This window comes from Rhizobium sp. SSA_523, assembly GCF_030435705.1.
GTDB lineage: Bacteria > Pseudomonadota > Alphaproteobacteria > Rhizobiales > Rhizobiaceae > Neorhizobium.
In genome coordinates, this window is sequence record NZ_CP129382.1 from 25,116 (window position 1) to 41,430 (window position 16,315).

Below are 16,315 nucleotides of genomic sequence, written 5' to 3' on the forward strand. Positions count from 1 at the left end.
GCGCTGTTTGCGAGGCGTCGAAAGGCTCATGACAGGCGAGGTGGAGTGCAGTAGGGTGGCGCCGCTCAATTGAGGGGAAATTGCCATGTATATCGCGCTCGCCGTCCTGGCGGCTCTCATCCTCTATGTCGTCTTTATCTATAACGGCCTGGTAAAGTCTCGCCAGATGGCGGAGGAGGCCTGGTCCGGCATCGACGTGCAGCTGAAGCGCCGTGCCGACCTGATCCCCAATCTGATCGAGACCGTCAAAGGCTATGCGACGCATGAGAAGTCGACGCTGGAAGAGGTTGTCGCGCTGCGCAACAAGGCGCAAGCCGTGCCGACCGGCGATGTGGCGGGTCGCGCGGTGGCCGAAGGCCTGCTCGGCCAGGCGCTCGGCCGTGTGATCGCGCTTGCCGAAGCCTATCCGGACCTGAAGGCCAATGAGAACTTCCTCGAATTGCAGCGCTCGCTGGAAACAGTCGAGGGCGAGATCCAGATGTCGCGCCGCTATTACAATGGTGCGGCGCGCGACCTGAACGTGAAGGTGGAAAGCTTCCCCTCCAACCTGGTGGCCGGCCAGTTCGGCTTTGCCAAGAAGCCCTATTTCGAAATTGCCAACGAGGCGGACCGTGCGGTACCGACCGTCAAGTTCTGAGTTTTTTCAGCGCCCAGCGAGGCGCCAGCCGAGACCAAGATGACCCATGACAGACTGACCATCCGCCCGACGGCGACACCTCTTGTCGGCCGGGTGAGCCCTCCGGGCTCGAAATCCATCACCAACCGCGTGCTCCTGCTGGCGGGCCTGGCCAAGGGCACAAGCCGGCTGACCGGGGCGCTGAAAAGCGACGATACGCGCTATATGGCAGAGGCGCTGCGGGCCATGGGCGTTAGCGTCGAGGAGCCGGATGCGACGACGTTCGTGGTGACCGGCACCGGCGAGCTGAAAGCCCCGGCCGAGCCGCTCTTCCTGGGCAATGCCGGCACGGCGACGCGCTTCCTGACGGCGGCGGTGGCACTCGGCAAGGGCCGTTTCATCATCGATGGCGACCAGCATATGCGCAAGCGGCCGATCCAGCCGCTGGTCGATGCGCTGCAATCGCTCGGCGTCGCCATTGCCGCCCCGTCCGGCTGCCCGCCTGTGGCGATCGATGCCCATGGATCCTTCGCGAGAGACCGCGTCGTGATCGATGCCGGCCTGTCGAGCCAGTATGTCTCGGCCCTGCTGATGGCGGCAGCCTGTGCGGCCCGGCCCTTCGAGATCGAGCTGGCCGGGGCGGAAATCGGCGCCCGCGGCTATATCGACCTGACGCTTGCCGCCATGCGTGCCTTCGGCGCAAGCGTCACGCAGGCATCGCCGTCGATCTGGCGCATTGAGCCGACCGGCTATACCGCCACCGATTTCCACATTGAGCCGGATGCCTCGGCCGCCACCTATCTCTGGGGCGCGGAGGTCCTGACCGGCGGCCGGATCGATATCGGCACGCCGGCGGACGCCTTCACCCAGCCGGATGCCAAGGCCCATGAGGTGATCGCAGCCTTTCCGCATATGCCGGCCGTGATCGACGGCAGCCAGATGCAGGATGCCATCCCGACGATCGCAGTTTTGGCGGCTTTCAACGAAACGCCTGTCCGCTTTACCGGCATCGCCAATCTGCGCGTCAAGGAATGCGATCGTATCCGCGCGCTCTCCACCGGGCTCAATGCCATCCGCGAAGGCCTGGCCGCGGAGGAGGGGGACGATCTCGTCGTCGCCTCCGATCCGGCGCTTGCCGGCCAGCATCTGCCGGCCAGGATCGATACCTTTGCCGATCACCGCATCGCCATGAGCTTTGCGCTCGCCGGCCTGAAGATCGACGGCATCACCATCCTCGATCCGGATTGTGTGGCCAAGACCTATCCGGACTACTGGGATGCCATGGCATCGCTGGGTGTCGGCATCGACAGGGGATGAGCAGATGACGGCAGGTTTCCAGCGCGCGGCTCTCCTGGTTCTGGCCGTTCTCTTGCCGGTGCTGTCTGCATCGGGAGCGGCCCGCGCTGCCGAATTTGTCGACAGCTACCGCTCCGAGATCGCCATTGCCGCCGATGGCGCCGTCACCGTCACCGAAATCATCACGGTCAACGCCGAAGGGCGCGATATCCGGCGAGGGATCTTCCGCGACTTCCCGCTCTATATGGTGGATGCGAGGGGACGGCGGCAGAAGGTCGGGTTCGATGTGCTGTCCGCGGCGCGCGACGGCAGGCCGGAGGAGTTCCACACCGAGACGATATCGGGCGGCATCCGCATTTACCTGGGCTCTGCCGACACGCTGCTGCCGGTGGGCCGTCACACCTATGAACTCACCTATCGCACCGACCGGCAGATCCGCTATTTCGACGATCACGACGAATTCTACTGGAATGTGACCGGCAATGGCTGGATTTTCGACATCCGGCGGGTCACGGCGCTGATCTCACTGCCGCCGGGCGTTTCCGCCACCCGCACCGCCGTCTATACCGGGCCGGAGGGCTCGAGACAGAGCGCGGCGCGAATCGGCGGCAGCGCCGCGGTGCCTGCTTTCTCCACCACGGCGCCGCTTGCGGCCGGGGAGGGAATGACGGTCGTGGTGGCGCTTCCCAAGGGGTCCATTGCGCCTCCCGGCGCTGCCGAACAGCAGGCCTGGTTCCTGCGCGACAATATCAACCTCATTCTCGGCGGCGGCGGGCTGCTTCTCGTCACGCTCTATTATGTCTGGTTCTGGCGGCGCGTCGGCCGCGATCCTGAAGGCGGCGTGGTGGTTCCCCGCTGGGATGCGCCGGACGGGCTGTCGCCGGCGCTCGTCAATTATGTCTACAACAAGGGTTTTTCCGGCGCCGGCTGGGATGCGCTGTCGGCAAGCTTCATCGATCTTGCGGTGAAGGGCCATGTGACGCTGGACGACCTCAAGAACCGCATCGTGGTGCGCCGGACGCAGAAGCCGAAGGCGGGCCCGCTGCCGACCGGCCAGGCCTATCTGCTGTCGGAACTCGCAGTCCCGGGCGATGAACTGATCATCGACAAGGACAATGGCGAGCGGGTCCAGAAGGTCGGCCGCGGCTTCCGCTCCGCCATCGAGAAGGAGCATCGCGGCCGCTATTACAAGAGCAATATCGGCTACACGATCGGCGGGATCGGCCTCAGCCTCTTTGTGGGTCTGGTACTGATCCTGTTTGGCGATTTCGATCCGGAAAGCATCGGCTTCCTGGTGCCGCCGATGATTTTCGGCTTCGTCTGGGGCGGGATAGCACTGAAGGCCGGGCGCGCTCTGTTGCGCAAGCGCGGGCTTCTGGCGCGCATCGGGGCCATTCTCGTCTTTGCCATTCTCGGCTTCATGGCCCTCTCGGCGGCGGTGATGCTGTTCGTCGGCATCGTGGATTCGCTTGAAACGCATCAGTGGCCGGTGATGGCCGCCTTTGGCGGGCTCACGCTCGTCAATGCGGTGTTCTTCTTCCTGATGGGCGCGCCGACGCCGCTCGGCGCCAAGCTGATGGCCGGCGTGGAGGGGCTCAAGACCTATCTCACCCTGGCCGAGCGCGACCGGCTGAACATGGCCGGCGCGCCGCAAATGTCGCCGCAGCATTTCGAGACGCTATTGCCCTATGCGGTGGCGCTGGGTGTCGAAAAGCCGTGGAGCGAGACCTTCGAAACCTGGCTGGCCAGTGCCGCGGCGGGCGCGGCGGCGGCCGCCTATCAGCCCGTCTGGTACCATGGCGGCTCGATCGGCGATCTCGGCACGAGCATCGGCGGCTTTTCCTCCTCCATGGCATCGACCATCGCCTCTACCATTCCGCAGCCGAAATCCTCGTCTTCCTCGGGTTTTTCCTCCTCGGGCGGTTTTTCCGGCGGCGGCGGGGGCGGCGGAGGCGGAGGTGGGTGGTAGCTTTCTTCTTTCGGTGCGTGTCGGGCCGCAGCGCTTGCTCAATGGCCACCCCAATGCAGCGGCGTTTCTTTTTACCCCACTCGGCAGATGACTTTTGATGCATGCCTTGCTAAGTCCGGCGCAAAGCCCAGAACCCCAAGACAAAGCCGAGTACCATGCCTGATCTTCTGCTCGAACTCCGCTCCGAGGAAATTCCGGCCTCGCCGCACGCCCGCAGCGCCGCAGGGGCGAGGACGTGCAATCATATGAGCCGCATGCGGACCAAGGAAGCCATTTATGCCTGATCTTCTGCTCGAACTCCGCTCCGAGGAAATTCCGGCCCGCATGCAGCGCAAGGCTGCCGGCGATCTGAAGAAACTCGTCACCGATGCGCTCGTGGAGCGCGGCCTGACCTATGAAGGCGCGCGCGAATACTGGACGCCGCGCCGCCTGACGCTGGATATTCGCGGTCTGACCGCGCGTTCGGCCGACCTCAAGGAGGAGATCAAGGGACCTTCGACCAAGGCGCCGGAGCAGGCCGTGCAGGGCTTTCTGCGCAAGGCCGGCCTGACATCGGTATCGGAGGCGCAGACCGTCTCCGATCCGAAAAAGGGCGATTTCTACCTGGCGGTCGTCGTGCGGCCGGGTCGCGCCGCCGAAGAGATCATTGCCGAAGTGATGCCCGGCATTATCCGTTCCTTCCCCTGGCCGAAGAGCATGCGGTCCGGCGCGGCTTCCATGCCCCGCGGCATGCAGTATGACGGCATTGACGGCAAGGGGCTGGAAAGCCTGCGCTGGGTGCGGCCGCTGCAATCGATCGTCTGCCTGTTCGGGCCGGAACATGAGGAAACCCAGGTTATTCCCTTCGATGTGGATGGCATTACGGCGGCCAACATCACCTATGGCCATCGTTTCCACGCCCCGGGTGCGATCACCGTGCGCCGCTTCGATGATTATGTCGCGAGCCTCGAAAAGGCCAAGGTCATGCTGGATGCCGAACGCCGCAAGGACGTGATCCTGCACGATGCGCGCGATCTTGCCTTCGCCAATGGTCTCGATCTCGTCGAGGATGAAGGGCTGCTGGAGGAAGTATCCGGCCTGGTCGAGTGGCCGCATGTGCTGATCGGCACCTTCGAGGAAGACTATCTGGCCATTCCGGCAGAGATCATCCGCCTGACCATCAAGACCAACCAGAAATGCTTCGTCACCCGCCGGCAGGGCGAAAGCGACGGCCTGTCCAACCGCTTCATCCTCGTTTCCAATATCGAGGCGAAGGATGGCGGCAAGGAGATCATGCATGGCAATGGCAAGGTGGTGCGCGCCAGGCTTTCGGATGCCAAGCATTTCTTCACCCGCGACCAGGGCGACCTGCCGGATCTGGAGACGCTGAAGGATTCGGCGCAGACATTCGGCCTCGACCTCATGAAGCCGCTGGACCAGCGGATGGCCAAGCTCGACCAGCTGAACGTCACCTTCCATGCCAAGCTCGGCACGCAAGGGCAGCGGGTCCAGCGCATCCGGGCCCTGGCAAAAGAGATTGGTCGGGTGGTGTATGCATCCGGCCCGACCCCCTCATCCGGTCCTTCGGACCACCTTCTCCCCGCCAGGGAGAAGAAAGGGCAGGCGGCTGCAACATCCACCCCCTCGCCCCAACGGGGAGAGGGTGGCGCGCATGCGCCGGGTGAGGGGGCCTTCCTTGCTCTGGTGGATCGCGCCGTGGTGCTGGCCAAGGCGGATCTGCGCACGGAAGCGGTGGGCGAATTTCCGGAATTGCAGGGCCTGATGGGCCGCAAATATGCGGTCCTGCAGGGCGAAGACCCCTCGGTTGCCGCGGCGATCGAGGATCATTACAAGCCGCAAGGCCCATCCGACCGCGTGCCGGAGGACAAGGTGGCGATCACTGTGGCACTCGCCGATAAGCTCGACACGCTGATCGGTTTCTGGGCGATCGACGAAAAGCCGACCGGCTCGAAAGACCCTTACGCGCTGCGCCGCGCGGCGCTCGGCGTCGTGCGCATCATGCTGGAACGCAAGGTGCGGTTGAACCTGATAGAGCCGTGTCAGCGCCTCAAGCAGGCGTTCTTCACGCCGCAGATCGAGGGCGCCGCTCTGAGGCAGCAGCAAAGGGCCGAAGACCTGGTGCAGCTTGGCGCGGAAGGCGCGGACGATATCGGCAGCCTGCCAGGCTCTGGCACCTATGGCCAGGTTGCCAATGCCGGCGGCCAGTGGGTCGATCGCGACGTTCTGGACCTGCTCTCCTTCTTCCACGACCGCCTGAAGGTCTATCTGCGCGACATGGGCGCCCGCCACGACATCATCGACGCGGTGCTGACGCCGGAGGCCGACGATCTTCTCCTGGTGGCCCGCCGGGCGGAAGCCCTGAATGCCTTCATCACCTCCGAAGATGGCCGCAACCTCTTGGCCGGCACCAAGCGCGCCACGCAGCTGCTCGCCGCCGAAGAGAAGAAGGGCACCGTGATCGCCGATGGCGTCTCGGACGAATTGCTGAGGCTCGATGCGGAAAAGGCGCTCTCCGCAGCGATCAAGGCGGCAACCGCCGAGGCCGCCGCGGCGGTCGCGATGGAGGATTTCCGCTCCGCCATGGAGGCGCTGTCCAGGCTGCGCGCCCCCGTGGATGCCTTCTTCGAAGCGGTTCTCGTCAATGACGAGGACGCGGCGATCCGCGCCAACCGCCTGGCGCTGCTGAAGGCCATTCGCGAGGCCACCGGCACGGTGGCGGATTTCTCCAAAATCGCCGGCTGATCCGTTCCAGACCCCGCCAAAGCGGGGTCTGGTTTTTTTTCGGCCGGCCCCGCCGAAGCTTGGTCTCAATCCTCTTCCGGCCCGTCCGATGTCTGTGGTAGACTATGCCTGTCAGGTCAGCGCGAGATGCTCCCATGAACAAGCCGTTCCACATTACACTCGATGAACCGCTCGATCGCTTTGTCGACGAGCAGGTCGAAAGCGGCCGCTTTGCCTCGCCGCAGGATGTCGTCGAAGCAGGTCTTCGACTGCTGGAAGAGGATCAGCGAAAGCTGGAATGGCTGCGCAATGCGCTGATCGAGGGCGAGAACAGTGGTGAGGCTCGTCTGCTTGATCGGCAGGAGTTCAAGCGCCTGATGCGTAAGAAACATCTGCCATGAGCGTCTTCCGCCTCACCCCCGCGGCAGAAGCAGACTTGGACGAGATCTGGCGATACACGATGCGGACGTGGTCTGCTGAACGGGCGGACCGGTATTCCGACGATTTCTTCGATGCCTTCGACCTTCTTGTTCAAAATCCGAACTTGGGTCGGAAAGCGGAAGGATTTGGCGAGAGATATCGTCGTCTCTTTGTTGGCCATCATCTTGTGTTCTACCTTGTGGAGCGGTCCGGCGACGTGTTGGTCGTGCGCATTCTCCACGAGCGATCCGACATTCCCCGCCATCTCGACGAATAGCCGATGCCCGCCAGAATCCTCATCAGCGCCTGCCTGCTGGGCCAGCCCGTCCGCTATGACGGAAGGGGAAAGCCGCTCGTCCATCCGCTGATCGAGCGGTGGAAGGGGGAGGGCCGCCTCGTCTCCTTCTGTCCCGAACTGGCCGGGGGGATGAGCGTGCCGCGGCCGCCGGCCGAGATCGAGAAGGGCCTGTCGGGCGAGGATGTCCTGGCAGGCCGCGCCCGCGTTCTGGAAGTCACGGGCGGCGATGTGACGGCGGCCTTCCTTGCCGGTGCCGCGAAGGCGCTGGCCGCCGCACAGGGCAATGGCTGCACGACAGCGCTGCTGATCGACGGCAGCCCGTCCTGCGGCTCGCTGTCGATCTATGACGGAAACTTCGCCGGGGTAAGGCATGCGGGCAATGGCGTCACCGCCGCGCTTCTTCGCGAGCACGGCATCGCCGTCTATGCCCCGGCGCAGATCGAGGATCTGGCGGGGCATGTCGCGACCAGAGCATCGGGCGAAAAAGCGGAATCCGCTGCCTTGTAGACCCGATGCGCCGAAGACGAAGTCTGTAGCGTCGGGCCATATGCGATCCGCCCGACGCTATAGACGGGCATCAGCCGGCCCGGCGCATCTGCTGGCCCATGCCGTGCAGCCCGCCGGCCTCTGCCGTGCGGAAGCCACGGATGAGGTCCAGAAGGTCGCCGGTGTCATTGGCCAGAACCTCGGCCGAAGCCGTGGTTTCCTCGGCCATGGCGGCATTCTGCTGGGTCGCCGTGTCGAGCTGGTTCATCGCCGAGGAGATGGAGCGCAGCGTCGTATCCTGCTCCTGCGCGCTGGCGGAGATGCGGGAGACCACGGCATTGGCACTGTCGATCTGGGTGGAGATGCGCTTCAAGGCATCGCCGGCGCGCGCCACCAGCTCGACGCCCTGTTCGACCTGGCCGGACGAGCGGGAGATCTGGTCCTTGATCTCCTTGGCGGCAGCGGCGGAGCGCTGTGCCAGTTCGCGCACTTCCTGAGCGACGACGGCAAAGCCCTTGCCGCTTTCCCCGGCGCGGGCCGCCTCGACGCCGGCATTCAGCGCGAGCAGGTTGGTCTGGAAGGCGATTTCATCGATCACGCCGATGATCTTGGAGATCTCGGAGGATGATTGTTCGATGCCGCTCATCGCGTTGATGGCCTGCGCCACGATCGTATCGCTCTGCTGGGCTTCGGCGCTGATCGTCTCCACCCGCTTTGCCGCTTCGCGCGCACCGTCCGCCGTCTGGCGCACGGCCACGGTCAGCTCGTCCAGCGCTGCCGAGGTTTCCTCGAGATTGGCGGCCTGACGCTCGGTGCGCTGGGCCAGTTCGCTGGAGGCGCGACGGATCTCTTCCTTGGAGACGCTGATATCATTGCCCTTCAGGCTGACCCGCGTCATGGCCTGCTCGAGCCTTGTCAGCGCACCGTTGAAGTTGCGACGCAGCTCGTCATACTGCGAACCCAGATCGTCGCAGCGGACGGTCAGGTCGCCGTTGGCGAGCTTTTCCAGCGCATGGCTGATGGTGCCCACCACATGCGCCTGCGCTTCCGCCTCGACGCGCTGCATGCCGGCGCTGCGCTCGCGTTCGGCAAAAAGTTCCGTTTCCTGCTCCTTCTGGCGGGCGGTGAGCGCATGGCGCTCGCGCACCTTCTGCTGCAGTGCCGCGGTGGCCTTGGCCATCAGCCCGATTTCGTTGCGCATGTCGGTGTGCGGGATCGGACGCGAGACATCCTCATCCGCAACCGCGTCGAGCGCGTCGTGAATGGCGGCCAGCGGCCGGGTAATGCCGCGGATCAGGTAATAGGCGCCGGCCAGGGCCACGACAAACAGCAAGAGCGAGGCGACGACGGTCTTGATGATGGTCGACATGACCTGCGCCTGCAGATCGTCGGTATAGAGCCCGGTCACGACGACCAGCTGCCAGGGTTCGAAGGCCTTGGCGTAGGCCGCCTTGGGGAAGCGGTAGTCATTCGGGTCATTGCCGGGCTTGGGACCGATGAATTCGACATAGCCGCCGCCATTGCGGCCGAATTTCACCAGATCGTCGCGATAGGCATAGCCGCTCGGATCAGGCTTGCCCTTGCTGCTCTGGCCCACGGTATTGGCGGTCGGATGGAAGACCAGGACCACGTCATAATCATAGCCGAAGAAATAGCCATCCGGCTCGAAGCGCATCTTGTTGAGCAGGCTATAGGCGCGCTTGCGGGCCTCTTCCTGCGTGAATTCGCCGGCAATGGCGCGGTCATCGAAGGTCTTCATCACGGAGATGGCGCTTTCCACCTGCGTGCGCAGCATCTCATACCGTTCGTGATAGATCGCCTCGGTCGACGAGCGGATCTGCAGGAAGGTCATCGCACCGAAGACCAGGCTCATCGCGCCCACAAGCACGAAGAGCTGCAGAGAAATCTTCATATTCTTCATCAGTCAAAAGCCCCTCAGGCTGCCTCCCGGCGCCTTGAGGACAGGTCACGGGGCGCGCAGCAGCAATACCACCTGGCGCCTTCTGCACCTGCCAGACGTTGCATCACGCCCCGGACATCATCTGCGGCGAGAAAGCTGAAGGTTTGGTATAAATTGAGTGAAAGCCGGAAATATTATGCTAATCTTCAAATATGATCTTGATCTAAATCAATCATCCCGCGCAAATCTTCCCTGGTCGCTCCGGAAAGCAACCCGGAGTTGGCGACTGCCTGGTCTATGGGCTGAGTAAGGGGGTATAGATCGGTCGGTCAGGCACAAGATCCTGCCAATTTCGCCACAACAATGGTCAGCGGTCACGCTGGGTGAAACTTCGCCGCCTCGTCAGGGCAGGCGGGAATGGGTCGGGCGCAGTTCCAGTCCGGAAAAGTCCGGCGGCGTGGAGGCTTTGGATGCGTCAGGCGCCGGTTCAGCCGGCGGCACGGCGGAAGGCAGGGGCTGAGTGAGGCCGGAACCCTGTCCCACGGCCGAGGTCGTGGCTTCAAGGTCGACACCGTCGCCCGTCGACACCACGGGCGAGGGAAGGGCGGGATCGCCGGCCAGCGCCTTCTGCTCCGTCTCGACAAAGACCGGGTTGAGGCTGACATAGGTCACCGGCGAACCGCCCATGAAGGCCTCTGTCCGCACCAGCGCCTGCTTGCCGTCACGCGGCAGGAGCTGCAGCTTCTGCTGCCCGTCGTCCAGCGTCGGAACCGTATAGGTCGATAGCTTGACCGTCTCCTTCGCCGTGCAATCCGGGCACTTGATGTCGGTCACGCTCGGCGGATGGGCGATCGGAATGGTCGACCAGGTTTCGATCGATCCTGCGACGGCCGGCGAAGCCAGGCCAAGCGTTAGCTTCAGGGCCATGCCAAGCGACAGGAACGTCAAGACGGGGCTGTGCATCGATCCACTCCTCAGAACGGGATTCCGGGATCACGCTACAGCACCTTCCTTTCCAATCGGTCAGGGGATTGCGTTAAGAAAGCGTTAAGTCGAGCCAATGCCTGGCGTGACCTGAAGACCGGCGCACCGTCAGGACGCGTCTCCAGGCAGGTTCCGGAAAGTGTCCCACGGTTTTGCGACCGGAACCTGCGTCAAACCAATCAACTCAGCGGAGGAAGCGTTTGGCAGGCCAATGCAAGTCTGCTCAGACCTTGTTCGGCTCCGCCTCCCTTGCGATCGCCCGCCAGCCGATATCGCGGCGGCAGAAGCCGTTTTCCCAGTCAACACCATCCACCAGCGCATAGGCGCGCGCCTTGGCCTCGGCCACGGTCTCTCCCATGGCGGTGAGGTTCAGCACGCGTCCGCCGGTTGCCACCAGCTGGCCGTCCTTGCGGGCGGTGCCGGCATGGAAAACCATTTCGCCCTCCTGCGTGTCCGGCAGGGCAGCGATCGGCGTATCCTTCCGATAGGCGCCGGGATAGCCCCTGGACGCCATGACCACGGTCAGAGCCGTCGCATCGTGCCATTCGGCGCTGACCTGGTCGAGCCTTTGCGTGGCGGCGGCATGCAGGATGGGCAGAAGATCGCTCTTCAGGCGCATCATCAGCACCTGCGTCTCCGGATCGCCGAAACGGACATTGTATTCGATGAGTTCCGGCCCCTTCTGCGTGATCATCAGGCCGGCAAAGAAGACGCCGGTGAAGGGATGGCCGCTTTCCGCCATGCCGGAAATGGTCGGTTCGATGATCTCCCTCATGGTGCGCTCCACCAGGTCGGGGGTCATCACCGGGGCCGGGGAATAGGCGCCCATGCCGCCGGTATTCGGCCCGGTATCGCCATCGCCCACCCGCTTGTGATCCTGCGCTGTCGCAAGGGCGAGCGCCGTCTTGCCGTCGGACAGGCAAAAGAAGCTGGCTTCCTCGCCGTCCAGATAGGCCTCGACCACAACTTCCGCCCCGGCCTCGCCAAAGGCGCCGGCAAAGCAGTCGTCCACGGCGGCAAGCGCCTCATCCACCGTCATGGCGACGGTCACGCCCTTGCCGGCCGCAAGGCCATCGGCCTTCACCACGATGGGCGCGCCCTCATCGCGAATATAGGCCTTGGCCGGTTCGGCGGCCGTGAAGCGCCGATAGGCGCCGGTCGGAATATTGTAGCGGGCGCAGATATCCTTGGTGAAGCCTTTCGAGCCTTCCAGCTGCGCGGCGGCACGGGAGGGTCCGAAGACGGCAAAGCCGCCCGCCCGCAGGTCGTCGGCAAGGCCTGCGACCAGAGGCGCTTCCGGACCGATGACGACGAGGTCGATCGCCATCTCGCGGCAGAAGGCGAGGACCGCGGCATGGTCTTCGACCGCAAGCTGGACGAGCTCCGCCGCTTGCCCAATGCCGGGATTGCCGGGCGCCGCGTAGAGCCTGGTCAACAGGGGCGATTGCGCCAGCTTCCAGGCCAGTGCATGCTCGCGACCGCCGGACCCAATCAGAAGTACCTTCACGTCTCGCCCCTTTTCTCTTTGCGCGGCCGAGGTCCTGTCCTGCAATGGACGGCTGTCGCGCAACGCAATGCCTGCGCGCGATGAAAATGCCTGCGCGCATCGGAATGTCTGCGCGGTTAAGGGGAGGGAGCCAAAAGGTCAAGGCTTGCAGTTCCGGTTTCGCGCGGCCGCTTCCTGTGGAGTGGCCCACTTGTGGCGTTGCCTTGCCATGATCTGCCGTTATGGTCCCGCTCAAGACAAGAAAATCAGGATGATCCATGGCCGCCGACATCAAATCCATTGCCGCAACCATAGCCGCCGAGATCAAGGCCCGCCCGGATCAGGCGATCGCCGCCATCACTTTGCTGGACGAAGGCGCGACCGTGCCCTTCATCGCCCGCTACCGCAAGGAGGTGACGGGCGGCCTCGACGATACGCAATTGCGCAATCTTTCCGAACGCCTGGTCTATCTGCGCGAACTGGAGGCACGGCGGGCGGCGATTGTCGACAGCATTGCCGGCCAGGGCAAGATGACCGACGAGCTTTCGCTGAAACTGTCGCGCGCCGTCACCAAGGCGGAACTGGAGGATCTGTATCTTCCCTACAAGCCGAAGCGCCGCACCAAGGCGGAGATTGCCCGTGAGCGCGGGTTGGGCCCGCTGGCCGATGCGATCTGGGCGGATCGCGCCGCAGATCCCTCGCGGCTTGCGCAAGCCTATCTTTCGGCGGAGATCCTCGATGTGAAGGCGGCGCTCGAGGGCGCGCGTGACATCATTGCCGAAACCATCGCCGAAAATGCCGATCTGCTCGGCCGCCTGCGCCAGTACCTGCGCGATACCGCGACGCTGCGTGCCAAGGTGGTGGATGGCAAACAGGAGGCGGGCGCCAAGTTCTCCGATTATTTCGACCATTCCGAACGGTTTGCCACCACGCCCGGCCACCGGGCGCTTGCCATGCTGCGCGGCTGGAACGAGGAAGTGCTGACGCTGACGATCGAGGTCGATCAGGACGATCCCGCGCCGATCAAGCCGACGCACCGGATGATCGCCGGCGCCTTCCAGATCGGCGACAAGGGCCCGGGTGATCGCTGGCTGATGGATGTCGCCGGCTGGACGTGGCGCGTCAAGTTGTCGACCTCGCTCTCGCTCGATCTGATGCGCGAACTGCGCGAGCGTTCGGAAGAAGAGGCGATCCGCGTCTTCGCCCGCAACCTGAAGGATCTGCTGCTGGCCGCACCGGCGGGGTCGCGGGCCACAATGGGGCTCGATCCCGGCATCCGCACCGGCGTCAAGGTGGCGGTGGTGGATGGCACCGGCAAGCTGGTCGACACAACCACCGTCTATCCCTTTCCGCCCAAGAATGATGTGCGTGGCACGCAGGCCGTGCTTGCCGGGCTGATCGCCAGGCACAAGGTCGAACTGATCGCCATCGGCAACGGCACCGGCAGCCGCGAAACCGAGAAGCTGGTGACCGACATGCTGGCCCAGTTGGCCGCACCGGCCGGATCGGCCAAGCCCACCAAGGTGATCGTTTCGGAAGCCGGCGCCTCGGTCTATTCCGCCTCGGAGCTCGCGGCGGCCGAATTCCCCACGCTCGATGTTTCGCTGCGCGGTGCCGTTTCGATTGCCCGGCGCCTGCAGGACCCTCTGGCCGAACTCGTCAAGATCGAGCCGAAATCGATCGGCGTCGGCCAGTATCAGCACGATGTCGACCAGGGAAAACTGTCGCGCTCGCTCGATGCCGTGGTGGAGGATGCGGTCAATGCCGTCGGCGTGGATCTCAACACCGCATCTTCGCCGCTTCTGTCGCGAGTGGCAGGGCTCAGCCGGTCGATCGCCGATGCCATCGTCATCCACCGCGACCAGAACGGCCCCTTCCAGAGCCGCAAGGACCTGCTGAAGGTCTCGCGCCTCGGCGCCCGCACCTTCGAGCAATGCGCAGGCTTCCTGCGCATTCAGAACGGCAAGGAGCCGCTGGATGCCTCTGCCGTGCATCCGGAAGCCTATGGCATCGCCAAGAAGATCGTCGCCGCCTGCGGCCGTGACCTGCGCGCCGTCATGGGCGACAGCGCCGCGCTCAAAAAGCTCGACCCGCGCCAATTCGTCGACGACCAGTTCGGCCTGCCGACGGTGCGCGATATTCTGACCGAGCTGGAAAAGCCAGGGCGCGACCCGCGGCCGAGTTTCAAGACGGCAACCTTTGCCGAGGGGGTCGACGAGATCGGCGATCTCAAGATCGGCATGCTTCTGGAGGGGACGGTCACCAATGTTGCGGCCTTCGGCGCCTTTGTCGATATCGGCGTGCATCAGGACGGGCTGGTGCATGTCTCGCAGCTGGCGGATCGTTTCGTCAAAGATCCGCATGAGGTGGTCAAGGCCGGCGATGTGGTGAAGGTCCGCGTCGTGGAGGTGGATGTGAAGCGCAAGCGCATCGGATTGACCATGCGCAAGGATGGCGGCGAAGCGGCGCCCGCCTCGCCGCGCGACAATCGCGCGCCCGGCGGCGGCAACCCGACGCGCCATGCCAATGCGCGCCCGCCAAAGGAGAGCGGCGGACAGCTCGGCGGGCTCGGCGCGGCGCTGGCCGAAGCGATGAAAAAGCGATGATCCTCACGGGCGGTGAAGCCGCCAGGCGCCGTTGGGCGGCGATGGAACAGCCGTTGACGAACCGTTAACCAAGAGACGAACCGCCGCAACTTCAGCCCGTCAGACCTTGTTCGGCGGGCTGAATGCATTTTTGCGCAAATACGGCGAAAATGGGCTTGCCTCCGCGGCGGCGCGGATTAATTTCGGCATAGTAAGGAAGACTTAGTATCTCAGTATCTCGGAGTGTGCCCGATGACCTCTGCGCTGCGTGTTCTGCTTTCCAAAATCATCAAGATCGGCACCCTGACGGTGAACGGGCCGGCCGGGGAGGAGAGGTTCGGAAGCGGAGGCGGGCGAGCGGTCACCATCCGCTTCACCGATGCGCAAGCCGAAGAGGAACTCGCTGCCGATCCCACCTTGAAGCTCGGCGAGCTTTACATGGAGGGACGCCTCCTCGTCGAAGAGGGCGATATTTACGAGTTTCTGGCCCTGGTGAAGGACAATACGCTGAGCGAGGGCCTGACCTTCGGCATGCTGTGGCGCGGCCTTGCCCGCATCATCGCCGCGCAGTGCCGCAATCGCCTGCCGGTCAACCGCAACCGCCGCAACGTGGCGCATCATTACGACCTCGACGGGCGGCTCTTCTCTCTGTTTCTGGACGAGGACTGGCAATATTCCTGCGCCTATTTCAACCCGCCGGGCATCACGCTTGACGAGGCGCAGCTTGCCAAGAAACGCCACATCGCCGCTAAGCTCCTGCCGGAACGCGGCCAGCGCGTTCTGGAGATCGGCTCCGGCTGGGGCGGAATGGCCCTGTACCTGGCCGAAACGGCCGGCGTGGACGTGACCGGGATCACGCTGAGCGACGAGCAGCTGAAGGTCTCGCGCGAGCGGACGAGCAGGCGCGGCCTCACCGGGCAGGTCCGGTTCCAGCTGCAGGATTACCGCACCCTGAAGCCGGAGGTGAAATATGACCGGATCGTCTCCGTCGGCATGTTCGAGCATGTCGGGCGGACGAACTACAGCAACTTCTTTGCGAAGGTAAACGAGGTGCTGGCCGATGACGGGGTGATGATCCTGCATGCGATCGGCCAGCCGACTGTTGCCTATGCCACCAATCCCTTCATCGAAAAGTATATCTTCCCCGGCGGCTACATTCCGGCGCTGTCGGAGGTTCTGCCGAAGATCGAGAAGGCGGGCCTGCTGGTCGCCGATATCGAGATCCTGCCCATGCATTATGCCCTGACGCTGCGGGCCTGGCGCGAGCGGTTCCGGGCGCGCAAGGCCGAAGTGCTCCAGCTTTATGACGAACGCTTCTTTCGTATGTGGGACTTCTATCTGGCCGGATCCGAAATGGCCTTCACGCACGAGAACTTCTTCATCTTCCAGATACAGCTGAAAAAGAAGCGCGATGCGGTCCCCCACAACCGGGACTATATTGGCGACAAGGAAGCGCAATTCAGGGCCTTCGAGGAGCGGCGGGCGCCCCTGGAACATATCGCCATTGCGGGCTGACAAGGGGTAGAATTTTCACTGCAAATCGATTGGGATTGC

12 protein-coding genes are annotated in these 16,315 nt (G+C 64.0%); 9 read left to right on the plus strand and 3 right to left on the minus strand.

The genetic code is table 11. The features are described from left to right. The first annotated feature begins 85 nt into the window (after positions 1-85). The 7 genes from QTJ18_RS08410 to QTJ18_RS08440 all read left to right on the plus strand — a co-directional run bounded on the left by QTJ18_RS08410 (position 86) and on the right by QTJ18_RS08440 (position 7,827). On the plus strand, positions 86-637 hold the full coding sequence (locus QTJ18_RS08410; protein WP_252751851.1) for a LemA family protein: 552 nt from the start codon (positions 86-88) through the stop codon (positions 635-637). Between the two features lie 39 nt (positions 638-676). After that, the gene (locus QTJ18_RS08415; RefSeq protein WP_252751850.1) at positions 677-1,933 is read left to right on the plus strand and encodes a 3-phosphoshikimate 1-carboxyvinyltransferase; all 1,257 of its coding nucleotides are present in this window, start codon (positions 677-679) and stop codon (positions 1,931-1,933) included. 4 nt (positions 1,934-1,937) lie between these two features. After that, the gene (locus tag QTJ18_RS08420) at positions 1,938-3,881 is read left to right on the plus strand and encodes a DUF2207 domain-containing protein (protein ID WP_252751849.1); all 1,944 of its coding nucleotides are present in this window, start codon (positions 1,938-1,940) and stop codon (positions 3,879-3,881) included. A 276-nt stretch (positions 3,882-4,157) separates the two neighbouring features. Continuing rightward, positions 4,158-6,623: a glycine--tRNA ligase subunit beta gene (gene glyS / locus QTJ18_RS08425; protein WP_252751848.1), complete on the plus strand. Its 2,466-nt coding sequence runs from the start codon at positions 4,158-4,160 to the stop codon at positions 6,621-6,623. Positions 6,624-6,757: 134 nt separating this feature from the next. Next, positions 6,758-7,003, plus strand: a complete 246-nt coding sequence (locus tag QTJ18_RS08430; RefSeq protein ID WP_252751847.1) for a type II toxin-antitoxin system ParD family antitoxin — start codon at positions 6,758-6,760, stop codon at positions 7,001-7,003. Then, the gene (locus QTJ18_RS08435) at positions 7,000-7,299 is read left to right on the plus strand and encodes a type II toxin-antitoxin system RelE/ParE family toxin (protein ID WP_252751846.1); all 300 of its coding nucleotides are present in this window, start codon (positions 7,000-7,002) and stop codon (positions 7,297-7,299) included. The genes QTJ18_RS08430 and QTJ18_RS08435 overlap by 4 nt, the downstream gene beginning before the upstream one ends. 3 nt (positions 7,300-7,302) lie before the next feature. Further along, complete coding sequence (locus QTJ18_RS08440; RefSeq protein WP_252751845.1) at positions 7,303-7,827, plus strand: 2-thiouracil desulfurase family protein; 525 nt, start codon at positions 7,303-7,305, stop codon at positions 7,825-7,827. 70 nt (positions 7,828-7,897) lie between these two features. Here the strand turns inward: QTJ18_RS08440 and QTJ18_RS08445 are convergent, their stop codons facing one another. From QTJ18_RS08445 to purD, 3 genes are all read right to left on the minus strand, one after another. Further along, the gene (locus tag QTJ18_RS08445; RefSeq protein ID WP_252751844.1) at positions 7,898-9,727 is read right to left on the minus strand and encodes a methyl-accepting chemotaxis protein; all 1,830 of its coding nucleotides are present in this window, start codon (positions 9,725-9,727) and stop codon (positions 7,898-7,900) included. A 381-nt stretch (positions 9,728-10,108) separates the two neighbouring features. Continuing rightward, positions 10,109-10,669, minus strand: coding sequence for a plant virulence effector HPE1-like domain-containing protein (locus tag QTJ18_RS08450; RefSeq protein ID WP_252751843.1), 561 nt, complete (start codon positions 10,667-10,669; stop codon positions 10,109-10,111). A gap of 244 nt (positions 10,670-10,913) precedes the next feature. After that, positions 10,914-12,197 (minus strand): phosphoribosylamine--glycine ligase, encoded by a 1,284-nt coding sequence (purD, locus tag QTJ18_RS08455; protein WP_252751842.1) that lies wholly within the window; start codon positions 12,195-12,197, stop codon positions 10,914-10,916. 257 nt (positions 12,198-12,454) lie between these two features. Here purD and QTJ18_RS08460 point away from each other — a divergent pair, with 257 nt between their 5' ends. Both QTJ18_RS08460 and QTJ18_RS08465 read left to right on the plus strand, forming a co-directional pair. Continuing rightward, on the plus strand, positions 12,455-14,782 hold the full coding sequence (locus QTJ18_RS08460; RefSeq protein WP_252751841.1) for a Tex family protein: 2,328 nt from the start codon (positions 12,455-12,457) through the stop codon (positions 14,780-14,782). 231 nt (positions 14,783-15,013) lie between these two features. Beyond that, positions 15,014-16,276 carry a cyclopropane fatty acid synthase gene (locus QTJ18_RS08465; RefSeq protein ID WP_252751840.1) on the plus strand — a complete coding sequence of 421 codons (1,263 nt, stop codon included), beginning with the start codon at positions 15,014-15,016 and terminating at the stop codon, positions 16,274-16,276. Positions 16,277-16,315: the final 39 nt, after the last annotated feature.

Bases quoted from the DNA above. Each gene is read 5' to 3' on its own strand.
- QTJ18_RS08440 (WP_252751845.1), top strand. From the start codon at position 7,303: ATGCCCGCCAGAATCCTCATCAGCGCCTGCCTGCTGGGCCAGCCCGTC.
- QTJ18_RS08450 (WP_252751843.1), bottom strand. From the start codon at position 10,669: ATGCACAGCCCCGTCTTGACGTTCCTGTCGCTTGGCATGGCCCTGAAG.
- QTJ18_RS08460 (WP_252751841.1), top strand. From the start codon at position 12,455: ATGGCCGCCGACATCAAATCCATTGCCGCAACCATAGCCGCCGAGATC.
- QTJ18_RS08410 (WP_252751851.1), top strand. From the start codon at position 86: ATGTATATCGCGCTCGCCGTCCTGGCGGCTCTCATCCTCTATGTCGTC.
- QTJ18_RS08430 (WP_252751847.1), top strand. From the start codon at position 6,758: ATGAACAAGCCGTTCCACATTACACTCGATGAACCGCTCGATCGCTTT.
- QTJ18_RS08415 (WP_252751850.1), top strand. From the start codon at position 677: ATGACCCATGACAGACTGACCATCCGCCCGACGGCGACACCTCTTGTC.
- QTJ18_RS08465 (WP_252751840.1), top strand. From the start codon at position 15,014: ATGACCTCTGCGCTGCGTGTTCTGCTTTCCAAAATCATCAAGATCGGC.
- QTJ18_RS08420 (WP_252751849.1), top strand. From the start codon at position 1,938: ATGACGGCAGGTTTCCAGCGCGCGGCTCTCCTGGTTCTGGCCGTTCTC.
- glyS (WP_252751848.1), top strand. From the start codon at position 4,158: ATGCCTGATCTTCTGCTCGAACTCCGCTCCGAGGAAATTCCGGCCCGC.
- QTJ18_RS08445 (WP_252751844.1), bottom strand. From the start codon at position 9,727: ATGAAGAATATGAAGATTTCTCTGCAGCTCTTCGTGCTTGTGGGCGCG.
- QTJ18_RS08435 (WP_252751846.1), top strand. From the start codon at position 7,000: ATGAGCGTCTTCCGCCTCACCCCCGCGGCAGAAGCAGACTTGGACGAG.